At 42.9% G+C, this 17,763-nt stretch carries 12 protein-coding genes; 5 read left to right on the top strand and 7 right to left on the bottom strand.

Features of this window, described 5'->3' with window-relative positions:
* Positions 1-113: 113 nt before the first annotated feature.
* Positions 114-3,422 carry a T9SS type A sorting domain-containing protein gene (locus tag I5907_RS07760; protein WP_196990146.1) on the top strand — a complete coding sequence of 1,103 codons (3,309 nt, stop codon included), beginning with the start codon at positions 114-116 and terminating at the stop codon, positions 3,420-3,422.
* Positions 3,423-3,432: 10 nt separating this feature from the next.
* On the opposite strand, the gene I5907_RS07765 is transcribed toward I5907_RS07760, so the two are convergent.
* The 5 genes from I5907_RS07765 to I5907_RS07785 all read right to left on the bottom strand — a co-directional run bounded on the left by I5907_RS07765 (position 3,433) and on the right by I5907_RS07785 (position 9,374).
* The gene (locus tag I5907_RS07765; RefSeq protein WP_196990147.1) at positions 3,433-5,199 is read right to left on the bottom strand and encodes a YfbK domain-containing protein; all 1,767 of its coding nucleotides are present in this window, start codon (positions 5,197-5,199) and stop codon (positions 3,433-3,435) included.
* Positions 5,200-5,656: 457 nt separating this feature from the next.
* Positions 5,657-6,193 (bottom strand): hypoxanthine phosphoribosyltransferase, encoded by a 537-nt coding sequence (gene hpt, locus I5907_RS07770; protein ID WP_196990148.1) that lies wholly within the window; start codon positions 6,191-6,193, stop codon positions 5,657-5,659.
* A 9-nt stretch (positions 6,194-6,202) separates the two neighbouring features.
* Positions 6,203-7,276, bottom strand: coding sequence for a glucosaminidase domain-containing protein (locus I5907_RS07775; protein ID WP_196990149.1), 1,074 nt, complete (start codon positions 7,274-7,276; stop codon positions 6,203-6,205).
* Between the two features lie 2 nt (positions 7,277-7,278).
* Entirely contained in the window at positions 7,279-7,917 is a 639-nt protein-coding gene (locus tag I5907_RS07780) for an O-methyltransferase (protein ID WP_196990150.1), read from the bottom strand.
* Complete coding sequence (locus I5907_RS07785; protein WP_196990151.1) at positions 7,917-9,374, bottom strand: sodium:solute symporter; 1,458 nt, start codon at positions 9,372-9,374, stop codon at positions 7,917-7,919. The genes I5907_RS07780 and I5907_RS07785 overlap by 1 nt, the downstream gene beginning before the upstream one ends.
* A 280-nt stretch (positions 9,375-9,654) precedes the next feature.
* Here I5907_RS07785 and I5907_RS07790 point away from each other — a divergent pair, with 280 nt between their 5' ends.
* The gene (locus I5907_RS07790; RefSeq protein ID WP_196990152.1) at positions 9,655-10,206 is read left to right on the top strand and encodes a TIGR00730 family Rossman fold protein; all 552 of its coding nucleotides are present in this window, start codon (positions 9,655-9,657) and stop codon (positions 10,204-10,206) included.
* Here the strand turns inward: I5907_RS07790 and I5907_RS07795 are convergent.
* Entirely contained in the window at positions 10,175-10,795 is a 621-nt protein-coding gene (locus tag I5907_RS07795) for a hypothetical protein (RefSeq protein WP_196990153.1), read from the bottom strand. The genes I5907_RS07790 and I5907_RS07795 overlap by 32 nt on opposite strands.
* Before the next feature lie 32 nt (positions 10,796-10,827).
* Positions 10,828-12,237 carry an FAD-binding oxidoreductase gene (locus tag I5907_RS07800; RefSeq protein WP_196990154.1) on the bottom strand — a complete coding sequence of 470 codons (1,410 nt, stop codon included), beginning with the start codon at positions 12,235-12,237 and terminating at the stop codon, positions 10,828-10,830.
* Between the two features lie 242 nt (positions 12,238-12,479).
* Between I5907_RS07800 and bla the strand changes: the two genes are divergently transcribed.
* From bla to I5907_RS07815, 3 genes are all read left to right on the top strand, one after another.
* Positions 12,480-13,331 (top strand): subclass B3 metallo-beta-lactamase, encoded by an 852-nt coding sequence (gene bla, locus I5907_RS07805; RefSeq protein WP_428842558.1) that lies wholly within the window; start codon positions 12,480-12,482, stop codon positions 13,329-13,331.
* Between the two features lie 230 nt (positions 13,332-13,561).
* Positions 13,562-15,688, top strand: coding sequence for a heavy metal translocating P-type ATPase (locus I5907_RS07810; protein ID WP_196990156.1), 2,127 nt, complete (start codon positions 13,562-13,564; stop codon positions 15,686-15,688).
* Between the two features lie 105 nt (positions 15,689-15,793).
* Positions 15,794-17,701, top strand: a complete 1,908-nt coding sequence (locus tag I5907_RS07815; RefSeq protein ID WP_196990157.1) for a RecQ family ATP-dependent DNA helicase — start codon at positions 15,794-15,796, stop codon at positions 17,699-17,701.
* Positions 17,702-17,763 lie beyond the last annotated feature (62 nt).

Consider the following 17,763-nt stretch of genomic DNA (forward strand, 5'->3'; position numbering starts at 1 on the left):
ATTTAAGCGACATATACATTATATTTATATTACGATTCCTTTATAATTTTTATTTAAGTGCCCCCGTAACCACACATGAATGAAAGTTATAATTTTTGCATTTTAATACCCCCATGAAAAAACTTGCTTTAATTCCGTACACATTCAGCGCCTTCTTTTTGTTTGTACCTGGCGCGCTAATGGCGCAAACAGCATCACCATTTTACAATTATGGTGTATGGCAAACTTTTGGCGACCCCGTAGATGTAAAAACCTACCCGCAGGTAAAAGGCAGGCTATGTAACGTTAACTGGAAAGATATAGAAACAGCAAATAATGTTTGGGTTTGGGACTCTCTGGATATTGAATTAAGGGACAAGGTGAAAGATTCTTTACCCGTAATATTTATGGTTTACACTGAACAGGGGGCGCCGGAATGGCTCTACCAGTCAGGTGTGCCTAAAGTAGCGCAAAATAGTAACGGCATTATTACATACACCCCGTTTTATGCCAATGCGAAATATAAATCTTTCTTTAAAAGAATGATTACAACAGTTCGCCAGCATATAGAAACCCTATCGCCCGATGTACGTAAATGGGTGGTGGGTGTACAGGGTTGCTTTGGCAGTACCGGAGACTATATAGCATACAAAGGCGCTGTTGAGGCCAGATACCAATTGACTGATCAGCAGTTTTTTGACCTGTTCAAAGAATTTAGTTTACATTATTACAATGAATACCTGAATACAAATCCTAAGGTATACCTGCTGAGTAACCCGCAAAACAATGGCCAGGATCAAATGGAATGGCTTATACAAAACTGCCCCAATGGATGGGTTAAATGTGGCTCACTGGGTAAAGGTTTCCAGCTAAACGATGAAGTGTCCAAATCAAAATGGTTGTATGATCTGCTAAACAAACCACAAAATGGAGAGTACCTGCGGTCACGCTCAGAAGTGCAGTTTAATCCGGAAGATAATGGCTGGTGGAGAGAATTTAAGTACAGGAACATGTTTGCATTGATGACATACTGTGTTTTTTGGGGTTTGGACTGGACCAACCAGGCACCGAACCAGTTGTTTGATAAGCAGTATGATCTTGCGTTCGATTATTACAACAGGTATGCAGGTCAGAAAAATCCTGCGCTTGCTACCAATGCCATGTGCGCATTACGGGATGGTTTAAATGCTGCCGATACCATCAGGTTTCCTGTAAGTATTTATGGAAAAGCAGACAGGGCAGACACCATGCGGTATAAAAATATTGCAGAAAAATTTGCCAGAGCAGGCGCCAGGCAGGAAGATGCACTGACCGCAACCATGAGCGAATTCAATAACCTGCTGGCAAAAGGAATTAACGATGTAGGCTGGGATGTGTTTGCCGGAAACTACGAAAGGTACCTTTACCAGATCAAAGCCAATGAGACAAGTACCGGTTACTGGAATATAACAGCACCTGCTGATTCAAATGCCATTTACGGCAAGTTTGCACGTGGCATCAGTACCTCCGGAACGCGTAACGCCATGTATTTTGATGTAGACAGTGCTTTCTTAAATTATGCACCCGTTAATGGCCGGTATCCTGTGTCAATAGATTTGATTTACCTCGATGTTGGTGCAGGAGGTTTCAGGCTTAATTACGATGCGAGAACGGCTGCCAACAAAGCTTCTGTTACTGTAAACCTTACCAATACGGGCGTTTGGAAAAAAACATCTGTAACGCTTTATGATGCCTATTTTGGAAACAGGGCCACTAACAATTCAGACTTTTATATACAGGCACTAAATGGGCAAAACGTGTTGTTTAGCATGGTTGAACTTTCAAGACCTGATTCCCTGAATCCCAGAGTAGGGCTTTTTGCAAAGGGCCCGGTTTTATTCGATTCTGCTTGTATAAAATCTTCAGGAAATATTCAATCATTCCAACTGGAGGGGTACTTTTTAAACGGGCAGCAGGTAAAAATAAGTCCGTTGGCAGGCTATACCTTCTCTGCCAGCCTGGATAGTTCATTTAGGGATTCGCTTTTTATCGGTAGCTACGGAACTGGTTTTAATAAAACGATCTACATCAAATTCAATCCGCAAAAAGCGGGTCAGTATAATGGCAGTGTTGTTATTGCGGGTGGGGGTGCAAAAGCTATTGCACTTGTTGTAAGGGGTACAGGTGCCAACAGCCGGCCTATGGTCTCTTCATCAGTTATAAATGTGTCCTGCAACGGAGCAAAAAACGGCAATATCAATCTTACATTAAATGGTGGTGCAGGCCCTTTCTTATTCAACTGGACTAGCGACATATCGCCTTTATATAAAGCTGCAACAGAAGATATCTCTTCACTATCGCCGGGCAACTATGCCGTAACCATTACTTCAGCCGGTGGTTGTACCAGTGGGTATAATTATAGCATTACCGAACCTGCTGTACTCTCCACAACCATCAGGAAAGACAGCGATATTGTTTGCCGGGGTGGTATCACAACAGTTACAGTTACGGCATCCGGGGGTGTGGCACCCTATGCGGGTACCGGTATATTCACGGTTCTTTCCAGTAACGTTTCATACACCATAACAGACGCAAATGGTTGCCAGGCTGAAACGGAGAAAATTACTATTCCGCCGGGTACTTTAACGCCGCCGGCAAAACCTGAGTCTGTTATTGGCAATGATGCAAGAGGGCTCTGTAACACGAGCAGTTTTTATACCATTGCAACGGTACCAACTGCCACCTCGTACAACTGGATATTACCACAGGGAACTGTTTTGAAAAAGATCAATGCACACATGGATTCAATTACCATTGCTCCACAGGCTGGCTTTACAGAAGGAGTGTTGTATGTATCTGCTGTAAATGCATGTGGCAGCAGCGTGCCAACATCGAGAAATGTAACCGCGCTTCCTGCAAACCCCGCAGGCATAACCGGGCCAACGTCTGCATTACCAAACCAGGCTGGCCTGGTATATAGGGTAGTTACACCTTTGCCAGGGTTAACCTATGCATGGACTTCTTCCACCGGTACCAAACTTACGGTAAGTACAAACACATTACAGGCCACCGTTACGTGGGGCATTACAGATGGTAAGGTGAATGTAAAAGCGAATAATGCATGCGGTACTTCAGGTCCTGCAAGTTTAGATGTAAAACTATCTGCAGTTATTGCTGCCATGCCGGCTGCTTCAGGGGTTACAACGCAGCAAAATGCCGAAACGAAAATATTCCCCAATCCTGCGCACGACTATGTTAATGTGCTGTTGGATGATAACGCAACCTGCGAAGTCAGTTTATGTACAGCGGAGGGAGCGGTCATCAGCACTACCAAAGTGGAGAAAACATATAACAACCAGGTTTGCACGATCAGTTTACAGGGTTTGCCAGCCGGTGTTTATGTACTATTGATCAGGAATAAATTAAGCAAAAACCTGGTGGTAAATAAAATCATCCGGCATTAGTGGCCGGCTCTTATTTCTTTTTTTTCTTCTTATAGGGTTCATAAATTGTTTTGGCTTTTTCAACCAATGAAAGAAATTCCGCCTGCGAATGGTCGCCTGGCGATACAGCCGCTGCTGCGGTTTTAATTACATCATCCCAGTTATAATTTTGCCAGATTTCTGATTGCTTTAAAAGCCCGCCAAACATAATAACCGAGGCGGCAAAACGAAAATTCCTGCTGGCATTACTGAATGGCTTATAGTTGTTCACAACCGGGAAGTGTTTTGATATGCTTGTTCCATTTTGTGGCAAAGTATAATGAAGCTGCAGTTGTGCAATATTTACTTCAGGGTTGTTTAGCATAATGCTGTCGTTTATTTCATTTACAGGTACGATTTCAAAAACTGCCGTAATAGAGTGTCCGCTGCCAACCTCGCCGCCTTCAAGTTCACCGGCATTGTTTTCAAGCAGTTCCTTCTTGTTGTCGTAACCTATAAGCCGGTAACTTTTTACATAATAAGGGTTAAAGTAAACGTTCACATAGGCATTGTTGGCAACCGTATACATGGTTTTGGCAAATTCTGCAATCAACACTTTTTCTGCTTCGTAAATATTGTCTATGTAAGCAAAATTTCCGTTACCTTTTTTTGACAGTACCTCCAGCTTACTGTCTTTGTAATTGCCCATGCCCACGCCAAGACAGGTAAGGTAAATACCTGACTGGCGATGTTGAACAATGATATTCTCCAGTTCTTTTTCTGTCGTTTGGCCCACGTTAAAGTCGCCGTCTGTAGCCAGAATGATCCTGTTGTTGGCCGCTTTATTATACATGCGCTCCGCCAGCGCATAAGCTGTATTAATAGCAGCCGAGCCCGGTGTTTCCCCGCTTGCAACAAGTTGCTCTATTCTTTGATTTATGCTGTCTTTATACCTGCACGAAATAGGTTGCATATATGTACCCACAAAACCGCCATATACCACTACCGCCACGGTGTCTTTATCCCGCAGGTTATTCACCAGCATTTTAAATGCTTCTTTTAGTAAAGGCAGTTTGTTGGGGTGGTCCATAGATCCTGATACATCAATCAGGAAAACGAGGTTTGCAGCAGGCGCGGCTTCTACGTTTATATAAGGAGCCTGTAACTGCAAAAAAAGCAACCTGTTATTATAGTTCCATGGCGCCTGTGTTAATTGTGTGCTGCAGCTAAACGTATCGGCACGTGGGTTTTTGTTTTCGCTGAATTCAAAGTAATTCAGCATTTCTTCTATGCGCACAGCATCTCTTGGTACTACCATATCATTGGTTAAAAAACGCCGGATATTGCTGTACGATGCGCGGTTGATATTAAGCGCAAAGCCTGTTTCAGGATAGCGCTCGGCGGCTGCAAAATCATTTTCCACCAGGTTTGTATAAGTCTCGCCCTGCTGGTTGTAGTTGCCGCTAAAATCTTCGCTGTAGGCTGGTAAGAGTGAATAGAGTTTATGCCTGGCAAGCTGGGAGTTGGCTGATGAAAACTTTATTGTGTATTCTGTATATTTTCTGGCATCTGCCAGCGTTTTAAACGTTTCAAAGCCGTCTGCCATAAAGGTTACGCTATCTGTGGGCTTGGAGAGTGGTATACCAAAAGCACCGGAGCTACCGGTGTAAAAAGGTACTGTTCCCTTAGATGAAAGGAAAATTTTTGCATGATAAACTGGTTGTCCATTCTCATCCTTTACAATGCCACGCAGGTAATACTGAGAATGACCGGGGTTTGCAAATAAACAAGCAATGATAAATAGCAATCCAACTCTCAAGGATATATGCTTTATACGGTTAAGCCTTTGATACAAAACTATCTGTAACCAATGTTATAACGTGCTAAATAACGTATGTAACATTTTTTTAATTGATTCTTAAGAACAGTAAAGTTATTTTATATTTTTTTGGGCCAGTGCTGTATTGCTACTATAAGACTTTGGTTGCGTCGCACTCTTGTACTGTAGTAGTACAATGCAACATTGGCCACGTTTGTAGCCATGCATACAGCCAGGCAAATATTTGCAGTGCAAAAAAGTTATGAAAAATAAGCGTGCCGGTATTTCGGGTGCATACGTTTATGAAAGTCTTTTGCAGTTGTATGGTGTGAGCCGTTTACCACAGCATGAAAGAAGGTTGTGATAAACACCACAACATTGCACATGCTGCATAAAGCGCTAAAAGCACAAGTGAGTGACACAACAGGCGATGCCACCTGCAATGCAGCCGGCCAAACTAATCTTTTAACTGGTATATGGCGGGCAGGTTTCTGCCAAGACCATTGTAGTCCAGCCCATAACCTACCACAAATTTGTTGGGTATAGAGAAGCAACAATAATCAATATCAACAGGATGAATGGTGGCTTCAGGCTTGTGTAACAGCACTGCTGTTTTTAAAGATGCCGGTCGCTGGTTGTGAAGTTGTGGTAAAAACTGGTGCAGTGTTTTACCGGTATCGATGATGTCTTCAACTATGATCACGTGCCTGTCAGTAATATCTACATCCAAACCTATTGCGGTTACAACCTGGCCGGATGATTTCATGCCTTTATAAGAAGCCAGTTTTATAAAAGATATTTCAGCCTCGATGGTTATATGCTTAAGGAGATCTGATGCAAACATAAATGCACCATTGAGTATTCCAATAAATAAAGGTTTTTTGCCGGCATATGCATTATTGATGTCTGCAGCAATATCCTTTACCCTGTCGGTTATTGTTTGTTCGGTAAGCCAGGGCACAAACAATTTATCGTGTACTTTGATCTCTTGCATGTGCAGTATTTATGCCTGTGGCGTTTTGGTGGCAGTGCGTGGAAGCAATTTGGGGTAGTAAGCCTGTTTGCCGGGTTTCAAATACACTTTTTCACCGGGGGCAGGTTGCAGGCCTTTTTGCATTTTGTTATACTCCAGTAGGCTTTCGAGTTGCACGCCTTCCTTTTGGGCAATGATTTCTATTGTTTCACCAGGCGCTACAATATGAAAATCCTGTTTATCGCTTTTCTTTGGCTTCCTGTCAAGATAAACAAGCTGATCATTTTTAATAATGTCAACATTGCCCTCCATATCGTTGAAATTAAGTAGTTTTTCGAGCGATATGTTGTTATTGGCTGCCAGCGCAAACAAAGAGGTGCCGGCACTTGCAAAAATTACTTTGGTTTTATTGATGGTAAACAAACCGGCAGGGTAGCTATCATAGCCGGAGTATTCTTCCAGTATTTCTTCAGGCACTGCGGCGCCGGGCTGTATCTGGTTTACATTGGGCAAAGACGTTTTTATTGCGTTCATGATAACGGGCAGATCTGCTCTATTCATGGCAACATCCTGGCCATTGCCACCACGTTGTAATGCAATTAATGTGTATTGACCGAGATCATTTTCCTCAATCTTTTTTATTAGTGCGTATGCGTAGGAGGGGTTGGTTGCATACCCGGCTTTTTTAAGACCATGTGCCCAGGCTTTGTAGTCTGTGGGATCCAGATCGAATAAGAAAGCATAATGGGGTCTTGTTTTCAGAAAATCTGAATGATCGCGAAACGATTCTTCCACGCTGTTGTACTGGCGGAAGCATTCGCCGCGAGCATCATCGTCATGGTATACTTTGCCGCCGGTCCAGTTTTCTTTGCATTTAATACCAAAGTGGTTGTTGGAGGCTATGGCGAGGTCGCTTTTACCAGCCATAGATTCAAAGATACCCTGTGCAAGTGTGATTGCGGCAGGTACACCTGTACGAATCTCCTCATTGATTGCGATCTCTTTATACTGATCTATGTATTGCTGTATTACATCAGCGGACTGTGCGTTTGCAAAGAACAATATTGTAAAAAAGGAAACTGCTACAAGGAGTAAACGCTTCATGTCTATTTCTTTTTTATCAGTAATAAACCGTCTCGTACGGTTAGCAACACCTGTTCGGTTCTGTCGTCTGCAGCTACGTGTTTGTTAAATGCATCAATGGCCAGGGCGTTTTTGCCAGAGATTTTTTCATGTAAAACCTGTCCATGAAAGAGCACGTTATCCGCTATTATCAACCCGTTTGTACTTAAACGAGGCAATAACAACTCATAGTATGCTATGTAGCCCGTTTTATCGGCATCCAGAAAAATAAGATCCCACACGAAGGGCAATGTTGGTATAATTTCCATTGCGTTACCCACATGCAAATGTATTTTTTTATGCAATGCAGACCTGCTGAAATTTTCTGCACAGGTGTGTGCATCTTCCTGGCGTATCTCGATGGTATGCAGTTCTCCATTATGCTGTAAACCTTTTGCCAGACATAAAGCACTGTAACCTGTAAAACTGCCTATTTCAAGTATGTACTTTGGGCGCATGGCAAAACTGATCAGTTCGAGCATTTTGCCCTGTACATGCCCGCTAAGCATGTGTGGTTGTTTGTGTGTGGCTGAAGTGCTGTCATTGATACTATGCAGCAGCTCGTCTTCGGGCGATGTGTATAAAGCGGCATATTGCTCTGCCAGTATGTTTACCAGTTCCATCAGGCAGTTTTTATTGCGGGTTTGGAAATGAAGTATAAGCCAAGGAATGTTATTGCGGCATTTATTAACAGTAGTTCCACACCAATTGTATAACCGTTGAACCATGCAGAGGCATTTGAACTTATAAAATAACATATAAAAGGCGCGATAATGCAAACGGCGACTACAAGGGCGTTATCGGGTAAAGTTCTTTTGCTAAAAATACCAAATGTAAATAAAGCCAGTAGTGGCCCATATGTATAGCCGGCAACTATAAGTATGATGTTGATGATCGACTTATCATTGATCCACTTAAACATCATTACACAAAGAAAAAAGACAAAAGCCATGATGAGATGCACTGTCAGGCGGATTTTCTTTCGTTGTTTTTCATTAAGATCATCTCTTCTTTTAAGGCCTAAAATATCTATACAAAACGAAGAAGTAAGTGCTGTAAGAGCGCCGTCTGCACTGGGGAAAAGGGCCGAGATAAGTGCAATAATAAATATGATTGAAATGAATGAAGGCAGGTGCTGCAAGGCCACGGTTGGAAAGAGGTCATCGCCCTTAATGGCAATGTTATTGTTTGCGGCATACAGGTACAGCAGCCCACCTAGCAGCAGGAATAAAAAGTTTACCACAACCAATACAAAGCTGAACGTAACCATATTTTTCTGTGAGCCGCCCAATGTTTTTACGCTGATATTTTTTTGCATCATTTCCTGGTCGAGGCCGGTCATACCAATGGTAATGAACGCGCCGCCTATAACCTGCTTCAAAAAGAAACCACCGCTGTTGATATCTGTGTTAATGATTTTTGTGTAGCCTTTGTCCGTTAGTTGCTGCATGGTGCCGGTAAATGAAAGATCGAGCGAATGCATAATGTAGAACACGCAAACAATTAAACCCAGCAACATAAACGTTGTTTGCAAAGTATCGGTAAACACAATTGTTTTTACACCGCCTTCAAAAGTGTAGAGCAATATCATTAACAGTATCACAAATGTGGTAACGGGGAAAGAGATATGCAGGTTATCAAGGATAAAAAGCTGCAACACGTTTATGACAAGGTACAGCCTGGCAGTGGCACCCAGCACCCTTGAAATAATGAAAAACATGGCGCCTGTTTTGTAAGCGGTATTACCAAAACGTTGCAAGAGGTAATTGTAAATGGAAGTAAGGTGCAGCCTGTAATATAACGGCAACAGGATATACGCTACAACGAAGTAGCCAATAAAATATCCCAGCACTACCTGGAAATAACCAAAATTATTAGACCCTACCGTGCCTGGTACACTTACAAATGTAACACCGCTAAGCGAAGTACCGATCATACCAAACGATACAAGCATCCAGTTGCTGTTGCGGTTGCCAATAAAAAATGAATCATTATTACTGTTGCGGCTTGTATACCAGGCCACCCCGAGCAATAAAAGAAAATAAGCTATTACGAAAGAAAACAAAAGTGTAGCTGACATGTAAGAGTTTTATATGAATAATCTTTTTTTGAAATGTTGACTTATGCAAAGTGAGTAAGAAAAAAAGCACCAGCAAAAATTTGGCTGTTTTTCTCTCCCGCTTGTCTTTGCACAGATCTTCGCTTTTGTTGAGTATTGTTACCAACAGTACAAGAGTGCGACGCAACATAAGCTTCATGCATGTACTGCTGCCGGGCTCAAAAATATATCACAAACAAATATCAGTTATATAACATTAAAATCAGGAAAGGCGGCTAATATTGCCTTTTAAACAACGGATATGATGTATACATCAGTAGCAGTTTTTTGTGGCAGCAACAGTGGCAATGATCCTATCTATGAGCAACACGCAAAAGACCTTGGCAGTATGCTTGCCGAGAAGAACATTACCATTGTGTATGGTGGCGGTAATGCCGGTTTGATGGGTGCCGTGGCTAATGCAGCATTGGCAAACGGTGGTAATGTTGTGGGTGTTATGCCTGAATTGCTCCGCAATAAAGAACGCCAGCATACATCGCTGTCTGCCCTGCATGTGGTGGCGGATATGCACACACGTAAAAAAATGATGTATGATCTTGCTGAAGCCGCCATTATTTTACCCGGCGGCAACGGAACAATGGATGAAATGTTTGAGATGATTACTTGGAATGCATTGACCATACACGAGAAAAAAATAATCCTGCTGAATACAGCAGGATATTACAATGCGTTGATCAGTCATTTAAACATGATGCAGGTAAAAGGCTTCCTGCATACAGACCTCAGAGATACTTTCCAGGTATGCGATACACCAGATGCTGTTATCTCTTTGATGGCTTTAGGTAAAAGTTAAAACCTGCTCTTATGATCGGGTAGATTCTGCCGTTCCAGTCGCGGTATGGTGAGTAGGCATCGTTCAACAGGTCCATACCAATCATAGTATAAAAGCTGCTCTGCCCCACGACGCGCTGTGTATAACCTACACCGGCAATAAGACTGTTCGATGTAGCATTGAACTGCGGAAAATCTACACCTGTACCCATATTTCTCGCTTTCTGTCGAAACCAGTTGTGTTCAAACTGCCCCTGTAAAAAAAGAAAACGTACCGGGTACACCCTGAAAAAAGGGCCGCCGCCATACGTAAGTGTTCTGTAACGAATGTTGCCATTCCAGTAAGGGTCTGCTCTTTCTGACTGGTAATTGATATTGATGCCAATACCAGCGTCAAGCCAGTCTGTTATGCTGTAACCTATCTCCGGAACGCCACCTACCTGGAAGGTGTAAGAACTAAAACCAAGGTTAAGAGAACCACCTGCAAATATCCTGTTTGTATTAAACCCGGGTTTCACCCCTTCGTCAGATTCATAAGTTGATGGTCGTTGAGCTTTTGCAATACCAACACTCAGCAGGGACAGGAGTAAAACCAGGAATCTTTTATTCATGTAGTCGCTAATTTATGTACAAACGTAACAGATTAATGTAAATCGAAAATTTTACCGGCATTTAAAATATTGTTAGGATCGAACAGTTGCTTTATACCACGCATAAGTTTCAGGTTGGCATCTGCAAAAACAATGTCCACATAATCTTTTTGAATAAGGCCTACGCCATGTTCCCCGCTGATGGTGCCACCAAGTGCCTTCACTTCTTCAAACAGTGCACGTAATATAGTATGCATTACTGCATTGCCATAACTGTCAGGAATGCCTTCTTTCTTTATGCGGATGTGCAAGTTGCCATCGCCGGCATGGCCATAACAAACTGCATGAAAATCGTATTGTTTACCCAATGCTTTTACTGCCCTTACGAGTTTTGGCAGTTCTGCCCTCGGTACCACTGTATCTTCTTCAATGGTGTAGCCACTGACTTTTACCGCTTCAGCCACACGCCGGCGTAGCTTCCACAACTCATTCTTTTGTTGGGCATCGTCGGCAAACAAAATATCTCCGGCATCGTAATGCATTAATAATTCACTGATCGCTTCCATCTCTTTCATCAATACATCCATGTCGTTACCATCTGTTTCAATGATCAGGTGTGCTTCCACATCATCGGTAATAGGTACAACATAGTTATCAAGCATTTTAGCGGTAATCAGTATGGCATCTATTTCCACCAGCTCCAGTGCACTTGGTGTAAAACCGGCACGAAAAATAGCACTTACCGCTTCGCTTGCTTTTTCCAGCGATTTAAAAGGTACAAGCATCAGTAAATCGTATGCCGGCAGCGGAATAAGCTTTAATACAATTTTTGTAACAATGCCAAGCGTACCCTCGCTGCCTACCATCAGTTGTGTAAGGTTGTAACCGGTAGAGTTTTTCAATACGTTGGCGCCGGTCCATATAATATCTCCGGTTGGCAATACTACTTCAAGGTTTAGCACGTAATCTTTTACCACGCCGTATTTTACAGCTTTCGGGCCACCACTGTTTTCAGCAATATTGCCGCCAATAAAGCAAGAGCCGCGGCTGCTGGGGTCTGGCGGATAAAACAATCCTTTTTCCTTTACGGCATTTTGTAAAACCTCGGTAATAACACCGGGTTCTGTTGTTACCTGCAAATTGCGTTCATCAATGTTGATGATGGTATCCAGTCTTTCCATTGAGAGTAATACACCACCCAGGTGAGGAATGGCGCCACCACTCAATCCCGTACCGGCACCCCGCGGTGTAACCGGTATTTGGTGCGTATTGCAAAAACGCATTATGGCACTTATCTCCGTTGCAGTGCGTGGCTTCAGCACTACTTCAGGCGGAAAAAGGAGTTGCTCTGTTTCATCATGGCCGTAATGGCGCAGCGTTTCTTCATCGGCAAACACAAATGATGCGCCAATGAAGTTTTTAAATTCCTGTATATGTTCTGTGGTTACAATACCCCTGTTCATGCTATAAAAATAGTAGTAATTTTCTGGAGCCCGGCAGCAGTCTTTTATGGCATCGCCTGTTGCGTCGCACTCTTGTACAGTAATGCAGCAGGCATCAGCGCCGGGTAAAGTCAGCGCAATGTTACACACGGCGGTTGTTAAACTCAAAATAAATAATGAGCAGTTGAAAAAGCCAGGCGGCATCCGCAATACTTTTGCACCTTACAAATAATTTTATGAAAAATGTAACCCGTAGCATCATCATGTTATTGATGATTGTTTATGCATTTTGCGGCAACGCACAGCAGGTGAAAGAACCAGCCACCAATAGCCCGGAATGGTCAAAGAACTATGCACCCTTTCGCATTGCCGGTAATCTCTACTACGTGGGTACATATGATCTTGCCTGTTATCTTATTACAACAAATAAAGGGCACATACTTATCAATACAGGCCTTGCATCATCTGCAAAACAGGTAAAAAATAACATAGAGGCTTTAGGCTTTAAGTATAATGATATCAAAATACTGCTTACCACGCAGGCACATTTTGATCACCTTGGTGCAATGGCGGTTATAAAGAAGGAAACAGGTGCCACCCTGATGGCCGATGAAAAAGATGCCGAAGCACTTGCAAACGGTGGCGCCACAGATTATGAAATGGGAAAGTATGGAGTAACATTTGCGCCGGTAAAACCCGGCAGGCTTTTGAAAGATGGCGATAGCATTGCACTTGGCGATATACACCTGGAAATGCTGCACCACCCGGGCCATACAAAAGGTTCATGCAGCTATATCTTTACAGTACACGACGGGCAGCAGAATTATAGGGTGCTGATCGCAAACTTTCCCACTATTATAACCGATCGCAGCTTTCATAGCATTGCTGCTTACCCGGCAATCGAAGAAGATTATGCTTACACATTAAAGGCCATGAAAGGCCTGCAGTTCGATCTATGGCTTGCCTCTCATGCAAGCCAGTTTGGGCTTCATGAAAAGCATAAGCCCGGCGATAAATACAACCCTGAAGCTTTTCGCGATCAAAAAGGTTATGATGAACTGCTTGACGATATGCAGCAGGCATTTGACGAAAAAGTAAAAACCGGTAATAAATAGTCCGGCCCTGCTTTCAATTGCAACATGGTAGTAAAGATTTAATGGTGAATTGCAACGCGGTTAAAAAGATATTCCGTTAACAGGAAAAGACACACGTATTGCATTTGATAATTTTGCAATTTAATAAGCCTGTTTTGCCCGGGGCAGCAGAACAATGAGTTGCCGTACAAGTGTGCGACGCAACGAAAGCTTAATAGTTTTGCTGCTGCCGGGCTCCAAAAAAATACTACATGGAAAAGGTAAACTGGAAAGTGGAAGGCATGAGTTGCACCAACTGCGCATTAACGGTACACAAATACCTCGAAGAAAAAGGTCTGCAAAATGTAAAAGTAAATTTTATAGGTGGCGACGTAAGCTTTGATATCAATGGCAGTGCAACAAAACCTGAGCTCGAAAAAGGGATTGCAGCACTCGGCTACCACGTGGCAAATGGCGAGCTGGTCAATGCCGGAACAGGTAAAAAAAGATTTTTTAAAAATCACCTGCAGCGTTTCCTGTTTTGTATTGTTTTTACGCTGCCACTGTTGGTGCATATGATTCCCGGCGTGCACATTCATGCATTGATGAACCCTTATGTACAACTTGCTTTAACAATCCCCGTATTTGTGGTTGGTATGGATTTTTTTGGCAGAAGTGCCATCAAAAGTATATCGAAAGGCATACCCAATATGAACGTATTGATAGCACTTGGTTCGGTTGCTGCGTTTGGTTACAGCCTGTACGGAACGCTGATTGGAGATGCTGCAAACTACATGTTTTACGAAACTGCTGCTTCCATTATTACGCTTGTTTTTCTTGGTAACTGGATGGAAGATAAATCTGTTGAAACAACACAGGCCGCACTGCGCAAACTGGCGGTTACACAGAAAACAATGGCCCATATGATCGCTTATGATGACCAGCATAATGAACATGTTTTCCCGGTAGAAAGCACAAGCCTGAAAGTAGGAGACCTGGTGCTGATAAAAAGCGGCGAAACGGTACCGATGGATTGTAAAATTTTGTGGGGAGAAATAAGTGTAAGTGAAGCCATCATAACCGGTGAAAGCGCACCTGTAGAGAAAAAAATGAACGACAAACTTATTGGCGGCAGCATGGTAGAAAGCGGCACAGTAAAGGCTTACATAACCGCGGTTGGAGAAGATACTGTCATGAGCAATATCTTAAAGCTTGTTAAAGAAGCGCAGACAGAAAAGCCGCCTGTACAGCAACTGGCAGATAAAATAAGTGCAGTTTTTGTTCCGGCTGTAATCAGTATTTCGGTCATAACATTGCTTGCTAACTATTTTTTTACAGACATTGGTTTTGGTGCAAGCTTGCTGAGGGCCATAGCTGTACTTGTAATCTCGTGCCCCTGTGCCATGGGGCTCGCAACACCGGCAGCTATTGCTGTTGGCCTGGGCAGGGCTGCAAAAAACGGTGTGTTGTTTAAGAATGCCAGGAGCCTGGAAATATTTAAAAGTATAAAACAGGTGGTCTTCGATAAAACAGGCACGTTAACCACAGGTAATTTCAGTATCTCAAATTATAAGGTGCTCAATACTGCAGTAACTGAGGAAGAATTTAAACGGATAGCATATTCGCTGGAGCGTTATTCCAATCATCCTGTTGCAAAAAGCATTGCCCGTGAATGGAAGATCAAAAATGAACAACGCTGGCAAAAAGTAGAAGAAGTAAAAGGTTTCGGCATGAAAGCCACTGACAAAGAAGGCAACCATTATGTAGCAGGTTCGTTTAAGGCCGCAGAAACGTTAACCGCAGATCATTCGCACAGCATATACATCATCCGCAATAATGATCTGATCGGCTGGATTGATGTTGTGGATGATATAAGGCCTGAGGCAAAGCAGGTAGTGCAGCTTTTAAAAGCAAATGGTTTTAAAACCATATTGCTCAGTGGCGACAGGAAAGACAAATGCGATTATGTGGCAGCACGGTTGGGTATAGATGAAGTGATGGCCGAACAAACACCCGAACAAAAATTAGTGCAGGTTGAGCGCTTCAACAGCATAGCGCCTACAGCAATGGTGGGTGACGGTATTAATGATGCGCCTGCTTTGGCAAAAGCTACAGTGGGCATTTCGCTTAGCGAAGCCACACAACTGGCTATGCAGAGTGCGCAGGTAGTATTGGTAAATCACGGGCTGAAAAATTTACCGTTATCGCTGGGGCTTGGTAAGCATACCTATCTTACCATCAAACAAAATCTTGGCTGGGCTTTTCTTTATAATATCATAGCCATACCTGTTGCAGCGTTCGGTTTTTTAAGCCCCACATTTGGCGCTTTGCTCATGGGTTTGAGTGATGTTGTACTGGCCATAAATTCTGTAAGGTTGAACTGGAAAAAAGTAGTATAATTTGTCTGATACCGGCTGTAGTTTTCCATGGCATCGCCTGTTGCGTCGCAATCCTTTCATCTTTATATCTTTAGGCAGCAATAAAAAAAGCTGCCTTTCTTTTGAATGAATCAATCACCGCTGGCAATACTTCAGCAATACTGGCAACACAGTACATTTCGGCCACAGCAGGAAGAAATTATTCTTGCAGTGCTTGCACAAAAAGATGTGCTGGCAATATTGCCCACTGGTGGTGGAAAATCCGTATGCTTCCAGGTGCCCGCATTAATGAGAGATGGTTTGTGCATCGTCGTCTCCCCGTTAATCGCCCTGATGAAAGACCAGGTGGAAAACCTTCGGAAAAAAGGTATAGCTGCTGCTGCATTGTACAGCGGCATGAATATAAAGGAGGTGCACGATACATTAAATGATGCATCCAACGGCGTTTATAAATTCTTATACCTTTCCCCGGAACGCCTGGAGACAGCCATCTTCAGGGAGTACCTGCGTCACTTACATATCAGTTTAATTGCAGTTGATGAAGCACATTGCGTATCGCAGTGGGGTTACGATTTCAGGCCTCCGTACCTGCGTATTGCCGCAATAAGGCACGAACTGCCTGCCGTACCGGTAATAGCGCTAACTGCTTCCGCCACACCGCTTGTACAGGACGATATCGTTGACAAACTACAACTGATTCAGGCCAATATTTTTCGCCAGTCTTTTGCAAAGCCCAATCTTTCTTACAGTGTTTTCAAAGTAAACAGTAAGATCAATAAAGTGTTTGATATATTGAACAACGTGCCCGGCAGCAGCATCATTTATTGCCGTAACAGGCGGCTGACAAAAGAAGTGGCGCATTTGTTAGCGCTTCAAAACATCACGGCAGATTTTTACCATGCAGGTTTATCGCAGGATGAGCGAAGCCACCGGCAGGAAGCATGGATCAATAACAAAACCCGGGTGATAGTATGCACCAATGCGTTTGGTATGGGTATAGATAAAGCAGATGTAAAAACAGTTATTCATTATGATATTCCCGAATGCCTGGAGAATTATTACCAGGAGGCCGGCCGCGCAGGCAGGGACTCAAAAAAAGCGTACGCTGTATTATTGTACCAGCAGCTGGATGCTACAGCGCTGGAGCATTTACCTGATGTGCGTTTTCCCGTAATGTATGACATCAGGAAGGTTTATCAGTCACTGGCCGATTACCTGCAGGTACCTGTTGGCAGCGGCGAGGGATATTACTACGATTTTGACCTGAATGAATTTGTCAAAAATTTTAAACTTGATATACACCTGGTAATAAATACGCTGAAAGTTTTGGAACAGGAAGGGCATCTTACTTTTAATGAAAGCATATTTCTTCCATCCCAGGTAAAATTTCTAATAACAAAAGATACCCTGCTGGATTTTGAACAGGCACATCCTGCGCTGGAAGAAGTGATAAAATGTTTGCTGCGCACCTACGAAGGCGTTTACGATACCAGGGTTTCCATACACGAAAAACTAATCGCCAAACTTACTTATAAACATGTAGATCATGTTAAACAACAGTTGCTGCAGCTAAATACACTTGGTATCATTGAGTATTTGCCACAGAAAGAAACACCGCAAATCTATTTTGTACTAAACAGGGCACCTGCACAGTTTCTTTATATCAATCATGAAAATTATTTACACCGCAAACAACAGTTTGAGTTAAGAACAGCAGCCATGTTGCGCTACCTCGGTTTAAAAACAATGTGTAGAAGCAAGCATATTTCTGCTTACTTTGGAGATAACAATGTAGAGGAATGCGGTATTTGCGATGTATGTCTGCAAAAAAAGCGTTCGGTGCTGTCTGCCGAAGAATTCAAAAAAATTGAAGCGCAGATTTTAGACAACATACATGGCAGGCAAACAGAAGTGAAAGCATTGCTTGGCCTGATCAAAGGAGTAAAAAAAGAAAATATCTGGAAAGTGCTCGATTTTTTGCAGGCAGAAAAAAAGTTAATAATTAATGAATTTGGTGTCATCAGCGAAACGTAGATCTCTCCCTGCCAAACCGCTTTTAGCGTGCAGATAAAGCGACGATTTGTTCGTGTAAGCAG

Source organism: Panacibacter microcysteis, from assembly GCF_015831355.1.
Classification (GTDB): Bacteria; Bacteroidota; Bacteroidia; order Chitinophagales; family Chitinophagaceae; genus Panacibacter; species Panacibacter microcysteis.